We start from the raw sequence: 15,823 nt of genomic DNA, 5'->3' as shown, positions 1-15,823 counted from the left end.
CCATCCGGGTGCCTGACGCGGGCCGGAGAGCGGGCCGAAGCCGTGGCGCCAAGCCGCGGAGCCCGAGGCGATGATGGCACTGGTCAGCGCATCCTCATCGTGCGGCGACGAGGACCCGTAGCGCTGCGGGCCCCGATGCTGGCCGACGATCCGGCAGGCGTGACGTTCCGGGAGGTCGTACTTCTCCCGGATGCCGTCCACCGCCTGCCTGCGTCGCTCGGGGGCTACAAGTTTCCCGAGGCGACGTCCGCCAGAACTTGTTTCTCCAAGGACAGGTCGGATACCAGCCGCCGCAATCGAGCGTTCTCGCGCTCCAGATCCTCCATCGTCTTGGCTTGATCGACCTTCAGACCGCCGTACTCCTTACGCCAGCGGTAGTAACTCTGCTCAGAGACATCCGCTTCCTTGCATGCAACGGCGATGCTCTTTCCCTGGGCCATCTGCACCTCGATCTGGCACAACATCAGCACGACCTGCTCCGCACTTGGCCTCTGTCCTCGCTTCATCCCCAACTCCTCTGGTCCACGCTGATCCTCTCAATCAGCCCAGTCCAAAGCCAGCCGGTCAGGTCAGGTGCGCGCCATCACCGTGATCGGGGAATCGGCTTGGCTGGCGCTCATGAACCGGAAGACCCCGACGGCAGAACTCCGGGATCCCGCGCAAACCATGCTGTCGCGCGAGAGAGGATGTCTGGATGCGAGACCTCCTTGGCATCTGCAACGACGCGGAGGGCGCGTTTGATGATAGTAGAACTGGGCGGTCTGTAGGTTGGGTTGGCCAATGCGGGATCGGCTTCGAGACGCTGGCGCAGCACCATCTCGGGCGAGAGCCCCTTGAGCACGCGCTGCCGGCGGCCGTTGTAGGCTGCGTTGAAGCCGCGCAGCACGATCTCCAGGTCGGCGTGGCTGTAGAGCGTGATCCCCAGCACCTCGCGCTGGACGCGCCCGTTGAAGCGCTCGACCATGCCGTTGGTTTTAGGCGTGTAGGGACGCGTCTTGCGATGCTGGACACCGTGCCGCTGGCAGGCGGCCTCAAACGCATCGGCCGTGAAGCATGAGCCGCGGTCGGTGAGCACGTGCGTGACCTTGAACGGAAAGGCCCCGAGCGCGTCCGTGAGGAAGGCCACCGCCGAGGCCGTGGTCTCGTCGTCCTTGACGGCGAGGTGCACGTAGCGGGAGGCGCGATCGATGGCGACGTACAGGTAGCGCTTGCGCGAGACGCGGTCGCGATCCTGCAGCTTGGGCAGGTGCTTCACATCGACGTGGATGAAGCCGACCTCGTAGTCCTTGAAGGTGCCGTGTGGCTTGCGGGCCTGCTCGGCGGGCGGCAGCCGGTTCAGGCCCTCGGCCTTGAGGATGCGGTAGACCGCATCCCGGTTCAGGTGTGGCAGGAAGTGGCTGACGATGAAGGTCAGTGCATCCAGAGGAAAGCCGGTGGAGCGGCGGAGCGCGCACACGATGGCGCGCTCCTCATCGGTGGCTTTCCAGGGCAGCTTGTGGGGTCGAGCCGAGCGGTCCTAACACGCATCGGGACCGCGATTGCGCCATTTGCGGATGGTCTCGGTGGACACGCCGTAGCGCTTGGCCAGCACACCGGAGCGCTCGTACGAGCGGGCGATCTCGGCGCGGACAGCCGGGGTGGTGCGGGCTTGGGGATGGATGGAGAGCATCAGCGAGCCCTCCTGGAAGAACGGCGGCGCACACCTGCAAACCGCCACGCATAGGCTTCGATCGCCCAACGCGCCGCATCCCAATGACGTTCCGCAACCAAACAGCTAGAGTTCAAACTCGCGGGCGAAATCGGTCGGATCGCTGCTGCTCCTAACCAGATCGACCATCTGCCGGCGGAACTCGGTGGGGTATGCAGGACGGGTCTTATACCAATCGACGGGGAGGCTGACTCACGGGGTTTCGTTGCGGGGTTGGATCTGATTCGATGCGGTGAACCGGAGGGTTTGCTATGTCAGCTGCGGTGCCGCTGCGCGAGGACTTCACGGCCGATGATCTGCTGCGGCGAGCCAAGGTCAGCCGGGACGCGGGCCAGAGCCGTCGTCTTCTGGCGCTGGCTGAGATCTACGATGGCGGCAGCCGCACGGATGCGGCGCGGATCGGAGTGGTGGGCCTGCAGACGGTGCGCGATTGGGTGCTGGCTTTCAACGCGGATGGTCCGGCGGGGCCGATCAACAGCAAGGCGCCGGGCCAGAAGCCGAAGCTAGACGCGGCACAGCGCCGGGCACTGATGCAGATTGTCAAGAGCGGGCCGGACCCGGACCGGCACGGCGTGGTGCGTTGGCGGCTGAAGGATCTGGCCGCCTGGATCTACGCGAGCTTTGGCGTCAGCCTGAACGAGGGCACGCTCGGACGGCTCATCAATCGCCTCGGCTTCCGCAAGCTGTCGGTGCGCCCGCGCCACCACGAGCAAGATCCAGCCGCCCTGACGGACTTCAAAAAAACCTGCCCGCCGCCGTGAAGGCGATCCGCGCGGGGCTGCCAGCCGGAACGGCCATCGAGGTATGGTGGCAGGACGAAGCGCGCGTCGGCCAGAAGAACACCCTGCCGCGGCGATGGGCGCGCCGCGGGACACGACCCTCGGCCCCCAAGGACCAGCGCACGGCCTACGCCTACATCCCTCATCCTGAGCCTGTCGAAGGACGGAGCGATCTGCCCGGAGAAGGGCAAGGGCGCCGGTCTCGTCCTACCCCGCTGCGACAGCGAGGCGATGAACCTATATTTGGCCGAGATCAGCCGCTCCGTCGCGCCCCGCGCTCATGCCGTGCTGATGCTCGACGGCGCAGGCTGGCACGGCGCTCACGACGTCGTCGTCCTGGACAACATCGCCCTGCTGACGCTGCCGCCCTGCGCGCCCGAACTCAACCCGGTCGAGAACGTCTGGCAGTTCATGCGCGACAACTGGCTCGGCGACCGAGTCTTCGCCTTCTACGACGACATCGTCGACACCTGTTGCGACGCCTGGAACCGCCTCATCGACCAGCCCTGGAAGATCATGTCCCTGGGCCTGCGCTCGTGGGCCTACCGGTTATGATCAACGCCGATTGGTATTAAGCATCGGACAAACACCTCGCTCAAAAGCGTTCTTGGTGTTCACCGAACCGGGCCAATCCCAATTTGCGGTTGGTCTCGGCGTAGACACCGTAGCGCTTTGCCAACACACCGGAGCCCCTCGGCGAGCGGGCGATCTCGGCGTCGACAGTTGGGGTGGTGCGGGCCTGGAGATGGATGGCGAGCATCAATGAGCCCTCCTACCAGCACGGCGGCGCACACCCTCAAACCGCCACGCAAAAAATTTTGATCGCCCGACGCACCACATCCCAACAACGTTCCGCAACATAAAAGCTTAGCATCGCGAGACGTCTGCCCTCATGTACAAAATTAAGCGTCAGCTGATGCCGGAGCTGATGCTTACACCAATTTCCCGGTTGATGACGGGCTCAAGAATGCGGAGAAACTCAGCCTCCCAGGCAAGACCTGCGGCGCTACCATACGAAGACGGCATATAGAAAAGATAAGGATCTGGCGGCTGAGGGTTAAAGGCGATCGTCAGGCGAAGCCTCTCATCGACATCAACTGTCCGACTGCAAGTATATTTATTTGGATAACCTGCAGTCACTACGCACACAACGTGCATTTCCCCCTTTGATGAACGGGCCAGGGCCTTCGCGCAACCTATTAGCTTGTCATACGATTTCTCAGAGAATGAACGCTGATGGTTCATTAAAGCCACAGTTGGCATCCCGTTTTCGATGATTTTACGGAATCGATCAATGCGAGTTCGATATCGATCTATGAGTCTTGAATACCTATTATCAATCCAAGACGACCCCGCTTCATGATTATAGCAAACAGAAAATGAATTGTTGACAACGACAGGAACATCGCCCACGAACCACTTCCAACTTTCCCGAACGTCCTTTTTAGTCGCGGTAGACAGATAAATTGGATCAATCATCACGGAAAATTCTGAGGTGATAATATCGGCTATGCCGTCGGGTTCACACCATACCAAATCGAACGGTAACGATCTTGCGCCGAGAGGTCGGGTTTTTCTGAGGCCCCATTTGGAAAAAAGCAATCTCGGAACACAATTGCCTCCGATCGATACCAAATTAAGTCCATTTTGGAGTCGGATGTTCAGCAAATTTTTAAACCGTGCACTTAAGACTCGATATAGATATTGGGCGTAGTCCCCTTCCTGTGCACTGGACACGTCCGAACCTATGATGCGCTTGATTTCGAGAAACTCCCGTTTGCTGAATAACTTTGTCGGCACCGCAGCATAGGCGACAAACTCTTCGTTGAGAGACGGATTTGGAAAGTATTCCGCTAGCTCTGGAGGTACATAAATTTCGGCATTATCCAACCATTTGAAGTAATTAGCAGCTAGATTGTGCAAATTTTCTAGATTCATCATCGTCGCTAGTACCTTGATTGCAGCTCGCGTACCATCCGCACGGGCATATAATAGCTATGGTGGACTTTCCACCCATAATCACGGCCATGTCCGTATTACAGTCGACGGGGACAAGGGCCTACCTGCGTTCGTTATTGCTCAGCCCCGTGTTGCTGCAGGCTTTTTCGGCTCCGCAATAATTCACCCTTACCCAGCCGGAACGTTGAAACCCGTTTCATAATGCTCGCGCCAGCCGTCTGACGAGGATCATCGCGGCGGCGAAGACGAAGAAAGCGAGCGCGGACGATGGGGCGGCCTTGTTATCGTGAGAGCCTGCTGCATTGGCCGATCCACCGGAATGCCCGGTCGATCAATCGCCGTCTGGGCTGAATGGCAAGCGCTAGCTGCTGAGGGCAGGCCGCGGGCTGACCATTGCCGGCGGACAGGGCGGCGAACTGAGCATTGACGTAGATCGGACAGATAGCGCCGCGTAGGCCAAGATAGGCTTGGCCACGTGGGAACGCGGCGTGGACGACGGTCTCAGTGGGCACGCCGACGTCCAGCGTGGGGCGGAAGGACATCTTCGGCTTCCCAGTTCACGGCGCGTTTTGCACTTCAATCCAAAAACGCTCGCCATCCCAGCCCGCCTCATCCATTCGCCGCCAGTACCGTCTTGGTGATTCTTCCGTACTTTGCGTATTGCATATGCCAGGGAAACGGCACTGATAGCGATCAGCTGCGGATCGAACGTCTCCTGCCGTTCGCACGGGATTGACAGCTCGATCCGGCCATTCTCAATGGACACTTTCTTTCGGCATTCGCCGTTACGGCTGTTGCTGGCCTCTTTGTCCGCCAGTGATGGTCCATCTTGGCATTGAGGGCGCGCTCAGCCAAGGCCTTCTTCAGCTCGTCCCGCAGGCCATTGGCCTCGAACGCTGACGTCGAGTCGGCGCTATCCAGCAGCTGGTTTAGGATAGCGTCAGGGATGGAGGGCGCTATGCGTCGTGCCATCGCCCCCCTTTCGGGTCCACCTTGGACGCCCCCACGAATTTTCTGACAGTTCCGATCTTGAAGTATGCCAGTTTCCCGCCCGCCAAACTGCGGCGGGTCAGCAGGCCGAGCGTCCACATGTCGGTCTGGTCGTGGGCGGCACCATTGAGGTCGGCTAGCTCGCAATAGGTCCACTCATACAGCCGTGCACCCTTCGTCCCTCACCAGCCGACAGGCGCATCGGGACCGATGGGCAGAGGCCGTCGGCGATCGCCTCGGCGGCGCCACCTACCAGCGGCTTGCCGATCTAGGAATTGAACGCGTGATCCGCATTAACCCTAAGCACGTAGCCCTTGCCCGCGCGCCGCAGCGCCATCTCGATGTCGACGACCCCGTAGATGGTGTCGGCCGCCACCCGGGAAAACGGCACGCCGGCGGCCATCGCTAGCTCGATCATCATCAAAGCCAGATCCGGCTTGGTCGCGAAGGCCGTCCCCTCTGGCACGTGAAGGCCGCCAGCCGGGCCGGATCCTAGTGCACTGACGAACTCAAATGGGGCACGGCTCACGCCGGATTATCAATATCAGGCAGCGGGTTGGCTCCGTGTCCTTGATGCATCCGTCCGCGTCAATGCACTAGGTCCGCCTTCTAGGCAAGTACAAGGCTCGATTGATGAAGGCATGGCTATGCTGTGAGACATAGGCAGCGAACAGGTCAAACTGGCGGTTGTTGATTTTTTCGGCCAAGCCGGTATACTAGCGATGGACGCCGCGGCAGGCGTTGCCCTACTTCAGAAAGCCAGTCTCGTCGAAGACCAGAGCCGCGTCCGGGTCGGCCAGGGCCTCCAGCGCATAGTCCAGCACGACGCTGAGCAGAGCCTCGGCATCCCAGCGCCCTCGCCGAGCAAAGCCTGCTGAAGCCAGGGATCGCGATCGTCAGCGACTTCAGCCCTCATCCAGCCGATCTTGCGCCGCTCCGCGCCGAGCAGCCCGTCGAAAAACGCCCAGGCTGAGGCGGCGACCCGCTCCTAGGTCAATAGCGGCCGCATGAAGGCCTTCACCTCCCAAAGCGATAAGGCCCACAAATCCAGCGTCGCCTTGACTGAAATCCCAGCCGTCTATGATGCGCCAATCATGGTGCCGCAGGGAGCTGGAACCTCCATAGGAAATTAACTGCAATGCTAGAGGCTGTTATGAACTATATGCGGGAGTGACGCGCTATCGGGCATGAGCGCAGGTCGTGCCGGCTATCCATCTGACGTGTCCGATGAGGAATGGGCGCTGGTTGCGCCGTATCTGGCGCTGCTGCGGGAGAGTTCGAGCCAGCGTGACCACGACCTGCGGGAGGTGTTCAACGGCTTGCGGTTCATCGTGAAGACGGGGGCGCCGTGGCGGTTCATGCCGCACGACCTGCCGCCGTTGGCGGCGGTGTACCAGCAGACGCAGCGCTGGCTGGCGGCGGAGTGCTTCACCGATGTGGCCGGGGATCTACGGGCGGTTCTACGGATGGCAGGGGATCGCAAGCCGGAGCCGTCGGCGGTGATCCTGGACAGCCGGACGCTGCGATCCTTGCCCGAGAGCGGCGACCGGTCGGGCTACGACGGGGCCAAGCGCAAGCGCGGTTCGAAGGTGCATCTGGCGGTGGACACGCCCGGCCACGTGGTGGCGCTGCATGTCACCCCGGCCGATGCCGACGATCGCGGCGAGGTCGATCGCCTGACCGGCGCGGTGCAAGCGGAGACGGACGGAAGCGTCGAGACGGGCTTCGTCGGTCAGGGCTACACCGGCGCGCGGGCGGCGGACGCGGCCCAGGCGCACGGTATCGCCCTGGAGGTGGTCAAGGCCCCCGAGGCCAAGCGGGGGTTCGTGCTGCTGCCGCGCCGCTGGGTGGTGGAGCGATCCTTCGCTTGGGCGACGCGCTGTGGGCGCCTGGTCAAGGATTACGAGCGTTATGCCAGCACGCTGGCAGGACTTCACATGGTCGCCTTCGTCTGCCTCATGGTCAAACAGGTCGGACGACCGATGACGAGTTCATAACGCGCTCTAGGGTAATAACCGAGCGGTCTCTCGCAATTTATTCTCTAAAAAGGTCACACGTTGCTCGAGGTCTCTCGATAGAGCAATTAGACGTACAACCTCATGGGATTGCCTAGATCCATACTCATTTGCCGTATCTAACGTATCGAGGGCCCAATGCAGCCGAGCAGACGCCAGTGCGTCGGCGTGCCATAGGTGGGTCAGACGCGTAAGGAAGTGAAAAGAAGTTTCGGTTTTTAATAGCTTTGGAAGCATTAAGACTCGATCGGGAGTGACATCGAATGCATGACCAACGTTGAACGCCAAATTTAGAGCGCACTCCTCGTCGGATAATTGAGAAAGATCGGAACGCGTAAGCACCTCGTACAAACTATTAATACGCCGAAAAGTTGATTCGCTCTTGGTCACAAATGCTATATAATTACTTGCAAATCCTTTTATATGCACCTCTCCGCTAGCAAAATATGTGCCCGTCTCGTTGGACAGGAGCCATTCCAATCCCTGTAGGGTAGGGTAATAAACATGCTCCAAGGAGGAAGAAAACCAAGTGTCGTTATCCGCCCAATCCGAAAGGAGAGGTACCTCAAACAACAGAACGCCATCCTCTTTAAGCATGCTGAGGCATAGCTCTACACCGCCTCTGAAGTCCTTCAAGTGCTCGAAGGTAGCTACGGACGTAATTATGTCAAATTTTCCTATCCATTCCTCGCATCCCGACAAGGAAAATAGATCGTTAGAAATGACTTGTATGCCCCGCCGAGTAGCTTGTAGCGAGGCTGCATAATTAGCTTCTATTCCGTACCGATTGAATTGCGTCGGGAGATTCGCAAGAAGGTGTCCATCCGCACACCCTACATCGAGAATGTCCCCTGAATCTCGAAGAAATTTCACGCATAACTTCGCCCACAGCAACGAATGCTCAGCGGTGAATTCATAATTGGAATAGCCATCCTTGCCTTCGCCAACGCCGGCCTTATAGTAATCCCCTCCGTAAAAAATACCTAGATCTTCGGGAATATCTTGCAGAACTCCCATCCTACACCGGTCACAGCTTACAACGGAGCGTCCATCTACTCTATCTCTCAGCTGTGAACAGCTATTATGCCCGCAGATATTGCAAGAAAATTGATAATCCGCTTGAGTGGTCCACGTTGTCACACTTTACCTCTGGAGTTGCCACCACCTGTGCTGCGCCGTCAGCTTGGAATTTTAAGCCGGCCCGCCCCGGGTTCGTAGCCGCTTTTTTGGCGCAAGTCGTTGAGTATACATTAAAGCGATTGGTCGACAAGAGTTGCGGTGAATCGGAGGTTTCGCCTCTCGTATGTGATTCTCTCCTGGTTTGCGATTTTGCCCGATTCGCACAGAACTCAGAAGTATGTTCCGCTTTTGCACAGTCGAAGGTTTTGGCTTTGATTTCATGTCTTTCACTGCCGCTGCACCAAGGCGATAACCGGTCTGGTCTTAGCGTCGCATGGCCGAGTCTGCTCGTCAGAAATATCGTATGGAAATACTTTACGTTGAGGTTGCGGTGCGTAGAAGCACGCGGTTGACGCCGATGCGACAGCTCCGGTAACGCCTCTGATGGCGGTGAGTACATTGGACATTGCGGTGAGTGGGGCGTTCGGTGAGTCTGGTGCTCGGCGGCGTAACCCCGCTGGGCGGTGTAGCGGTGGGAGCACACGCCGCCCGGTGGCCATCTGTCATCTCCCGCACTACAACAGCACTGCCTGTCGGCGAGATCACGTGCACCACGGCTGCGCGGATTGGAACACCCGGTGGTAAGCGTCTGAGCACTCGATGCGCACGCCAGTCTCGCCCGAGGCGATCACCGCCGCACGACGCAGCATCGCAATCGCAGCCTCGTAGCCACGACAAAAGCCCTCCTGCGCGCGATGAAGCAGGTTCATCAGGCCAGTCGATCCCGTTGGCGGTTTCGGTCGGCTTTGGTTAGAAAATCAAGAGAGCGATCATGCTCTTCGAACTCGGCGTCGAACAGGATCCAGCGCTTACAAAGATGCCTTGATCAAGGCGTCCGTCCTCGGACCAGGATGCAGGACAGTCAAATGCCAGACGGGAGCGCGGTGCTCCACGATGCAGTCGATCCACCCGCGTAGAATGCTATTGCAACGCTGCGCCGTGCGGCGCTGATCGCCTCGGCCAAGACTGGCGTGCGCATCGAGTGCTCAGACGCTTACCACCGGGTGTTCCAATCCGCGCAGCCGTGGTGCACGTGATCTCGCTGACAGGCAGCGCTGTTGTAGTGCGGGAGATGACAGATGGCCACCGGGCGGCGTGTGCTCCCACCGCTACACCGCCCAGCAGGGTTACGCCGCCGAGCACCAGACCTCCGCGGGGCATCTGGCGCGAGATGCCGCCTACCTCCTCGACGCCAGCGACCAACCTGTACCCTGGCGTCTGCAACGTACGCCTCCGGTGAGGGCCGCGGTCGAGGGCATCGCGCTCTGCGCTGAAGCCTGACCTTAATGCTTGCGTCAAGGTCGGTGGGTCGGGGTGATGCGGGTCGAGCTCCTGGAGAATACCGAACGGCGGCGGCGCTGGTCGTTCGACGACAAGGCGCGGATCGTCGAAGCCTCGTTTGAGACTGGCGTGTCGGTGTGTTCGGTGGCGCGCCGGCACGGGATCGCCCAAGGCCTGCTGTTCACTTGGCGGCGTCAGGCGCGGGAGGGCCGTTTGGGCGGGGACGCGCAGGCCCCGGTCCTCGTGCCCGTCGCGATCGCCCCGGAGCCGTCACTTCGTGTTCCCGCTGCGCAGTCGGATGATCCGCGTACTCCAGCGCCGCCGCGCCGGCCTCGTCGCAAGAGTGGCGTCATCGAGATCGATCTCGGCGGCGGTCGGCGTCTCACGGTCGACCGGGACGTCGACGCCGGAGCTCTGCGTCGGGTGCTCGATGCCCTGGAGGGCCGATGATCCCGCTGCCGGCCAACGTGCGGGTCTGGTTGGCGACCGGCCACACCGACATGCGCAAGGGCTTTTCCAGCTTGGGGATAATCGTCCAGGAGACGCTGAAGCGCGATCCCCACTCCGGGCACCTGTTCGTGTTCCGCGGCCGGCGCGGCGACCTGATCAAGGTGATCTGGCACGATGGCCAGGGCGCGTGCCTCTACACCAAGCGGCTCGACCGGGGCCGTTTCCTGTGGCCGTCCGCGGCGGACGGAGCCGTGACGATCTCGACGGCGCAGCTCGGCTACCTGCTCTCGGGCATCGACTGGCGGATGCCACAGAAGAGCTGGCGTCCGAGTACGATCGGATGAGGATAACGCGTTACAAAGGCTGAGCAATATGCTCTTCTCTCGGGCGTGCCGAACGCGTCCGAGCCCCCGCCGCTTCCCACCGATCTCGCTGCCGCCCACGCCATGATCCTGGCCGAGCGGGCGGCGCGGCTCGTGTCCGAGATCGCGGTCGAACGGCTCAAGCTGGAGGTCGCCCGGCTGCGGCGGGAGCGCTTCGGGGCCTCCTCGGAACGCAGCGCCCGGATCGACCAGCTCGAACTCGTCCTGGAGGATCTGGAGGAGACGCTGGCCGAGACGGACGCGCAGGCGGCTGCCGAGCCCAATGCGCTCCCCGGTGTAGCTTCCTCGCGGCGCAAGCCCGCTCGTCGACCTCTGCCCGAGCACCTGCCGCGCGAGCGCGTCGTCCATCCCGGCCCGACGACCTGCGCCTGTTGCGGCGGGGCACGCCTACGCCACCTTGGCGAGGACGTCACCGAGACCCTGGAGCGGATCCCGGCGCGCTGGGTCGTGATCCAGCACGTGCGCGAGCGCTTCTCCTGCCGCGACTGCGAGACCATCGCGCAGACCCCGGCTCCCTTCCATCCGATCCCGCAGGGCCGGGCCGGCCCGAACCTCCTGGCCGAGGTGATGATGGCCAAGTTCGGCCTGCACCTGCCACTGCATCGCCAGAGCCAGCGCTTCGCCCATGAGGGCGTGCCGATCAACGTCTCGACCCTGGCCGGCTGGGTCGGAGCCGTCACCACTGCCCTGTCGCCTCTGGTCTCCCGGATTGAGGCCCATGTTCGGGAAGCCGAGCGCCTCCATCTCGACGACACGCCGGTGCCGGTTCTGGCCAAGGGTAAGACCCGCACGGGCCGGCTCTGGACGGTGGTGCGCGACGACCGCCCCTTCGGTGGACCCGAGCCGCCGGCGGCGGCCTACTTCTACTCTCCCGACCGCTCCGGCGCGCATGCCGAGACCTGGCTCGGCGACTTCCACGGCATCGTGCAGGCGGATGCCTTCTCGGGGTTCGGCCGCCTGTACGAACCCGGCCGCAAGCCGGGTCCGATCCACGAGGCGGCCTGCTGGGCCCATGCCCGACGCAAGTTCTTCGAGCTGGCCGATCTGAAGAAGGCTCCGATCGCGATCGAGGCGGTGACACGGATCGATGCGATCTTCGCCATCGAGCGCGCCGCCAATGGTCTTGCCCCCGATGAACGCTGCGCGCACCGCCGCGCACGCTCGGCTGCCCTCGTCACCGACCTGGAGACGTGGCTGCGGGAGAACCGCGCCAGACTCTCGGCCAAAGCGCCCACGGCAGCGGCGATCGACTACCTGCTCAAGCGCTGGACCGCCTTCACCCGGTTCCTCGACGACGGGCGCATCTGCCTCTCGAACAACGCCGCCGAACGCTCAATCCGTCCCATCGCGGTGGGCCGCCGCAATTGGACCTTCGCCGGCTCGGATGCGGGCGGGCATCGTACGGCTGCCCTCTACACGCTGATCGAGACCGCCAAGCTCAATCGCATCGATCCGCAGGTCTGGCTCGCCGATGTGCTCAGGCGTCTGCCCGACCATCCGGCCCGGCGTATCGACGACCTTCTGCCCTGGAACTGGACCCAGCCTCAGCCCCGGCAGATCGCAGCCTGATACCCCGTCGGAACCACGACCGCGGCCTTCACCGTAGGCGTACTCTGCAACTCTGGCTTCAGTGCATGTTCGCCCTGCCCGAGCGCGACACACGCGCAGGCTTTTCGACCGGCCAAGTAGCCGCGTCAGTGCATTAAGCGCGTCGACCTCTCGATAGGCCTGGAAGTTGGCTCCAGGCTTCAGCAAGGGCGCATCTCGTTTGTGGCAGTCCATAGCTATCAGGACTTGGAACAGGCCATCGAAGATAACGGTCGAACATCAAGTCCATTGCCCAACCTCGTTGAGACCAGCAATAGCGGGTCAGCTCGGGGGTAACGCCGAGCTCGTATATGCTCGGGCAACTTGAACCGGATCGGCAGCCTTTCGTTGTGGTCGAAACGGCAAGTCGCGCTTGTGGTTCAGGGCGCACCTAATGGGTCTACCAAACAACATATGGCGCCTTGACACTATTCCTACTTTAAATGACTTAATATCAGGGTGTCAAAGTGCACCGTTACAGATGTGCGATCATCCCTTTCAAAATTTTCGTAAAGTCGGGTCTATTCGGGGTGATTCCATATCGCCGAAGCCGTGCGGTACTGCCGTAAAATTCTGGCATCTCACCACCTCGTACCCGAAGGGGGTCTGTGACGATGTTGACAACTTGAGGTGCGATCTCGGTCAACTGAGTCACAATATCCTTCAGTTCGAAAGACTCACCGGCGCATATATTGATCACTTGTCCAAAGGCGTCAGGAACCATGCAGAGAGCGCAGATCAATCGCGCAGCTTCGTCAACACAAATAAAGTCACGTCGAACGGCTAAATTTCCAACGCGCAGCTCTGTTTCACCTCTACGAATCCGATCGGTAAAGTCACCTAGCGCAAGGTAAGACGGCATGCCGAGCCCGACAGGATTGAACAATCGAGCACACAGAACCGGTCGGTGCTTCTGAGACAGTCCCAGCGCCGTTTGCGCGAACTTACTAACGCCATATGTAGTCTGCGGTACGCAGATATGCTCTTCTAAGACTGGCAAATCCCGTGCAGACACATAACCGTACTCAGCAGCTGACCCAATGAGAACCACTGCCGTTCCGAGATCGAGCTGATCAAGAACCAAAAACAGATCAGTTGCGCACAGAAGATTTGCTTCGAATAAGTTTCGAGGCGACATCGGGCCTGCTGTGCCGACGCCATGGATAATTAAATCCGGCTTGACATCAGTGAGCGCAGTCCTGAAATTTTCTTCTCGTAGTGAATGGACGACGAGGTCGCCCGCTTCAGGGTCGTGGCGGACGATTCCCGTCGTCCGCCATCCATCCTCTTTGAGCGCGGAAACAATTCGCCGCCCAAGGAATCCATTCGCCCCAGTCACAAAGGCAGTTTTCAAGATAAAGATTCCAGAAAAACGCTCGAATCTTTCTCGAACATTTCCTGAGCGAGAGCGAAATCGGCGGGTCTACCTATGTCGAGCCAGAAACAGTCGTCGCGGTGGCAATAGACATGTTGATTATCTGCCACGAGAGCGCGCACTAAATCCGGCATATCTAAGTGCTCGCCTGGCCGAATATACGACCGAACAGCATCCGTGTTAAGAACATAGATCCCCATACTAATTAGTTGCTCGAACGTAGGTTTCTCACGGTAAGCCACCATGCGCATTTCTTCGTCGGTCTCCAGAACACCAAACTCGCTCTTCATCTCCCGCAGGTATGTACCGATAGTTGCAGCAGCCTTGCGCTGTAAGTGCTTTTCAATCATGCGCCGAATATCTAAGGTGGTGAGCAAATCACCATTCGTTAGCAAGAAGGTCTCGCCGAGCCGATCCAGGGCAAGGCCGATCGGCCCCGCCGTTCCAAGCGGCTTATCCTCCACACTGTAGGTAATCGGTATTCCGACTCGGCTTCCGTCTCCGAAAAACGCCTCGATCAGATGTCGGAGGTGATTGACGGCAAGAACGACTTCGGTGACCCCAGCTGCCTTGAGGCGACGTAGTAGAAGCTCCAAAATCGGCATGTCACCGAGCGGCATCAAAGGCTTCGGGAAAACTGCGGAGTAGGGGTGCAGTCGTGAACCCTTACCGCCGGCCATAACGATCGCTTTCATGGCAGCCTCATACCGCAAATACGTTGGGACGGTACAATTCACGGTGATGGTCGACGAATTCAATGGTTTTTCGCAACCCGTCATCCAAATCTGTTTTTGGCTCCCAACCCATCAAGCTTTTAGCCTTTGCGTTATTAGATACCAATCTCATAACTTCACTGCGCGCTGGTCTATCACGGCGGGAGTCGTGTACAATCGGCTTTTTTGCATCCATCAGTGCCAAAATTCGATCGGCGAAGTCGCCAATGCTGAACGTTGAGCCAGTACCGAGATTAATAGTTTCTCCTTCGATGCCGGGCGCAATGGCAGCGCGGAGGAAACCGTCGACTGTGTCATCAACGAAGGTCATGTCGCGAAGGGGGGCGAGCGAACCAAGATGTATCTCCTCACGCTCAAGGGCTTGACAAATTATCGCTGGAATAAAAGCTCGAGCAGATTGTCGAGGGCCAAAAGTGTTGAACGGCCTAAGCGTGACTACGGGAGTATCGAAAGAGCGATAATAACTTTCCGCAATTTTGTCGGCAGCCAACTTGCTAGCCGAATATGGCGACTGCCCTTGCAGAGGATGATCCTCATCTATTGGAACTCGAATTGCTGTGCCGTAAACTTCCGAGGTACTTGTATGGATAACTCGTGAAACGCGAAATCGCCTAGCCGCCTCCAGTACATTGAGCGTTCCCTCGATATTTGTCCTAAGGTAGCTTCTTGGAGCTATATATGAATAGGGTATCGCGATCAGGGCGGCGAGATGAAGTACAATATCGTTCCCTTCAACAGCACGAAAAACAAAATCACTGTCTTCGATATTCCCTGCAATTATTTTAAGCTTAGCCTTGCAATCAGGAGGGAGAAACTCTAGATTGCCGATACTGGATGATGAATTATAATGCGTCATGCATGTCACGTCGGCGCCAAGGCTCACTAGCGCTTGCGAAACATGGCTGCCAATGAATCCCGCAGCACCTGTAACTAGGATCTTTTTCGACCCAAATGTATTTTCCATGATTTCGATAGCCTCACCGGAGCTAGGGGTCGCGAGCGCTGTTCAACGCGGCGAGCGATAGCCTTTCTTGGTCGACCTGTCGATCTTGGGGCGTTAAAGCGCATATAGAGTTTATTTTCTTAATGAGGCTTGCTCGATGGTCGCGGTTGCGCCCGATCCTGTTGCAGACGCCGGCGCCCTTATGTCGTGGATCGTCCAGCAGATCTCGTTTTCGGAATGGTCCACCGCATGAGCAGCTTCTGAACCAGCGACCGCCGAACGATCACGCGTCATTTGTGCTAGAGCGTCGTCCACTTAATTGGACGCATATCCCTTGTCCTTGAGGAAGTTCCAGCACTCTTGGGGCTCGAACAAGCCGCAGATGTCGCCGATGGCTCGCCAGAGAGCGTCGAAGGTGCGGGCCTTGGCCTTGCGCAGGT

The 15,823-nt window shown here is 59.6% G+C and carries 10 protein-coding genes and 7 pseudogenes; 5 read left to right on the top strand and 12 right to left on the bottom strand.

The window, feature by feature from the left end; all coding sequences use genetic code 11:
• Positions 1-506: pseudogene (locus tag MKK67_RS11990) on the bottom strand (transposase); the annotation flags it as partial.
• Between the two features lie 110 nt (positions 507-616).
• Positions 617-1,669: pseudogene (locus tag MKK67_RS11985) on the bottom strand (IS481 family transposase).
• Between the two features lie 290 nt (positions 1,670-1,959).
• Between MKK67_RS11985 and MKK67_RS11980 the strand changes: the two are divergent.
• Positions 1,960-3,042: pseudogene (locus MKK67_RS11980) on the top strand (IS630 family transposase).
• 40 nt (positions 3,043-3,082) lie between these two features.
• Here MKK67_RS11980 and MKK67_RS11975 read toward each other — a convergent pair.
• The 5 genes and pseudogenes from MKK67_RS11975 to MKK67_RS32910 form a co-directional block, all read right to left on the bottom strand.
• Complete coding sequence (locus tag MKK67_RS11975; RefSeq protein WP_409568396.1) at positions 3,083-3,247, bottom strand: hypothetical protein; 165 nt, start codon at positions 3,245-3,247, stop codon at positions 3,083-3,085.
• Positions 3,248-3,396: 149 nt separating this feature from the next.
• The gene (locus tag MKK67_RS11970) at positions 3,397-4,428 is read right to left on the bottom strand and encodes a DUF1796 family putative cysteine peptidase (RefSeq protein ID WP_243964881.1); all 1,032 of its coding nucleotides are present in this window, start codon (positions 4,426-4,428) and stop codon (positions 3,397-3,399) included.
• A gap of 214 nt (positions 4,429-4,642) precedes the next feature.
• Positions 4,643-4,814: pseudogene (locus tag MKK67_RS11965) on the bottom strand (IS5/IS1182 family transposase); the annotation flags it as partial.
• Positions 4,815-5,134: 320 nt separating this feature from the next.
• Positions 5,135-5,418, bottom strand: a pseudogene (locus MKK67_RS11960) (transposase); the annotation flags it as partial.
• 143 nt (positions 5,419-5,561) lie between these two features.
• Positions 5,562-6,385 (bottom strand): annotated as a pseudogene (locus MKK67_RS32910) (transposase); the annotation flags it as partial.
• Between the two features lie 238 nt (positions 6,386-6,623).
• Here MKK67_RS32910 and MKK67_RS11945 point away from each other — a divergent pair.
• Complete coding sequence (locus MKK67_RS11945) at positions 6,624-7,433, top strand: IS5 family transposase (RefSeq protein ID WP_243964879.1); 810 nt, start codon at positions 6,624-6,626, stop codon at positions 7,431-7,433.
• 6 nt (positions 7,434-7,439) lie between these two features.
• On the opposite strand, the gene MKK67_RS11940 is transcribed toward MKK67_RS11945, so the two are convergent.
• The gene (locus MKK67_RS11940) at positions 7,440-8,468 is read right to left on the bottom strand and encodes a class I SAM-dependent methyltransferase (RefSeq protein ID WP_243964877.1); all 1,029 of its coding nucleotides are present in this window, start codon (positions 8,466-8,468) and stop codon (positions 7,440-7,442) included.
• Positions 8,469-9,060: 592 nt separating this feature from the next.
• A pseudogene (locus MKK67_RS11935) lies at positions 9,061-9,346 on the bottom strand (IS66 family transposase); the annotation flags it as partial.
• Between the two features lie 601 nt (positions 9,347-9,947).
• Between MKK67_RS11935 and tnpA the strand changes: the two are divergent.
• The 3 genes from tnpA to tnpC all read left to right on the top strand — a co-directional run bounded on the left by tnpA (position 9,948) and on the right by tnpC (position 12,313).
• Positions 9,948-10,361, top strand: a complete 414-nt coding sequence (gene tnpA, locus MKK67_RS11925) for an IS66-like element accessory protein TnpA (RefSeq protein WP_243964874.1) — start codon at positions 9,948-9,950, stop codon at positions 10,359-10,361.
• Positions 10,358-10,705, top strand: coding sequence for an IS66 family insertion sequence element accessory protein TnpB (gene tnpB, locus MKK67_RS11920; RefSeq protein ID WP_243964872.1), 348 nt, complete (start codon positions 10,358-10,360; stop codon positions 10,703-10,705). Before tnpA ends, tnpB begins: the two co-directional genes overlap by 4 nt.
• A 102-nt stretch (positions 10,706-10,807) precedes the next feature.
• A complete protein-coding gene (gene tnpC, locus MKK67_RS11915) occupies positions 10,808-12,313 on the top strand; it encodes an IS66 family transposase (protein ID WP_243964890.1) in 1,506 nt (501 codons plus the stop codon).
• A gap of 493 nt (positions 12,314-12,806) precedes the next feature.
• Here the strand turns inward: tnpC and MKK67_RS11910 are convergent, their stop codons facing one another.
• The 3 genes from MKK67_RS11910 to MKK67_RS11900 are packed head-to-tail and all read right to left on the bottom strand — an operon-like array spanning position 12,807 to position 15,404.
• Positions 12,807-13,685, bottom strand: a complete 879-nt coding sequence (locus tag MKK67_RS11910) for an NAD-dependent epimerase/dehydratase family protein (RefSeq protein ID WP_243964862.1) — start codon at positions 13,683-13,685, stop codon at positions 12,807-12,809.
• Positions 13,682-14,401, bottom strand: a complete 720-nt coding sequence (locus tag MKK67_RS11905) for an NDP-sugar synthase (protein WP_243964853.1) — start codon at positions 14,399-14,401, stop codon at positions 13,682-13,684. Before MKK67_RS11905 ends, MKK67_RS11910 begins: the two co-directional genes overlap by 4 nt.
• Positions 14,402-14,408: 7 nt before the next feature.
• Entirely contained in the window at positions 14,409-15,404 is a 996-nt protein-coding gene (locus tag MKK67_RS11900) for a GDP-mannose 4,6-dehydratase (RefSeq protein ID WP_243964846.1), read from the bottom strand.
• Positions 15,405-15,823: the final 419 nt, after the last annotated feature.

The sequence above is a fragment of the Methylobacterium sp. J-072 genome, from assembly GCF_022829425.1.
Taxonomy (GTDB): Bacteria; Pseudomonadota; Alphaproteobacteria; order Rhizobiales; family Beijerinckiaceae; genus Methylobacterium.
This window is presented reverse-complemented; position numbering and strand designations above follow the sequence as displayed.